Annotated in this window: 1 protein-coding gene and 1 pseudogene; one reads left to right on the top strand and one right to left on the bottom strand. The window is 72.1% G+C overall.

Annotated features, from left to right (window positions below; genetic code table 11):
* Nucleotides 1-1,074: ABC transporter permease family protein (locus tag ELR45_RS36075; RefSeq protein ID WP_205857598.1), on the bottom strand; the 1,074-nt coding region annotated here is incomplete at its 3' end.
* Between ELR45_RS36075 and ELR45_RS39745 the strand changes: the two are divergent.
* Nucleotides 1,073-1,317, top strand: a pseudogene (locus ELR45_RS39745) (hypothetical protein); the annotation flags it as partial. The gene ELR45_RS36075 and the pseudogene ELR45_RS39745 overlap by 2 nt on opposite strands.

Raw genomic sequence — 1,317 nt, 5'->3', positions numbered from 1 at the left:
GGTCGCCGACTCCCGGGTGCGCTCGATCACCGAGAGTGAGAGCGTGTTGCTCACTCCGATCAAGGCGATCACCACAGCGACCGCCAGCAGCCCGGTGACCACGGCGAGCATCGTGTCCAGCACGTCGGAGATCTCCGCCCGCTCCGCGGCCGCCCCGTCGACCGGCGCCGGCTCACCGCCTGGGACGGCTTGGCTGACTGCGTCCTGAATGTCGCGGATCACGTCGCCCGGGTCGGCCGCGCCGGTCAAGCCCAGCCACACCCTGCTCAATGGCGCATCCGGGTCTAGAGCCCGCATGTCCTCTTCGGCGATGACGACGGCCTTATCCGGGAAGTCCGCCACCGCGACCTCGACCTCCAGCGAACGGTCATCGACGACGATCGACAGCTGGTCTCCGGTGTCGACGCCGAGGTCGCCCGCGATGCCGGACGGCACGACGGCGGTGCCGGGCGCCAGCGCATCGAGGCTGGAGCCGGAACGGATGACGCCCCGGGCCGCGTCCGGATCGACGCCGTGGACGCTGGCATCCGTCCCTGCGGCGTCTGATGGCCCTACCATGGCACGCACCCCGTGCAGCGGCACCACAGCGGACACACCGTGCACTCCGGCCGCGGCCTGGGCAGCACCGCGTGCCAGCTCAGGTTCCTCGGCGAGCACACCTATCCCGGGCAGCGCCGGAAGGTGGCCGACCCCCGCGTCCACGGCGTAGCGCTCGTCGAGCTCGTCGTCAAGTGTCGCCTGTGTCGAAGCCGCGCCCACAGACATCATCGCCACCAGCGTGACCCCGATGAGCAGTGCCGCTGCCGTCGATGCCGTCCGGCGTGGGTGGCGGACGGCGTTCACCGCAGCCATCCGTGCCGGGATTCCGCCGACCCGTGCGAGCAGACCGCCGAGCGCTGACACCGCCGGTGGAACGATCACCACCGCGCCGACCACCACGCCGAGGAACGAGACCGCACCGCCGAGCATGCCGACGGCGAGCGCGAAGCCCACCCCCGCGTCGCTCGCTGCCATCACGGTTCCCATGGCCAGCAAGCCACCACCGGTGAGCAGCAGCGCTGCCGTCACCGTCATGCGCCGCCTGGACGCCTTCGACCCGAACGCGGGAGGAGCGGGCGGACGCAGCGCGGCCAACGGCGCCACCCGCGTCGCGGCCCGCGCGGGCGTCATCGCAGCGACCACCGTCACCGCGATACCCACCATCAGCGGCACGGCGACCGCCGCTACCGGCACGTGCACGCTGCTCGGCAGCCAGGCGGCGTCGGAGACCCGGTTCAACACCACCACGGCGATCTGGGCGAGCCCGAGCCCCGTTCC

Source organism: Phytoactinopolyspora endophytica, assembly GCF_004138495.1.
Lineage (GTDB): Bacteria > Actinomycetota > Actinomycetes > Jiangellales > Jiangellaceae > Phytoactinopolyspora > Phytoactinopolyspora endophytica.
The sequence above is the reverse complement of the archived record's forward strand: the minus strand, read 5'-3'. Positions and strand labels throughout refer to the sequence as shown.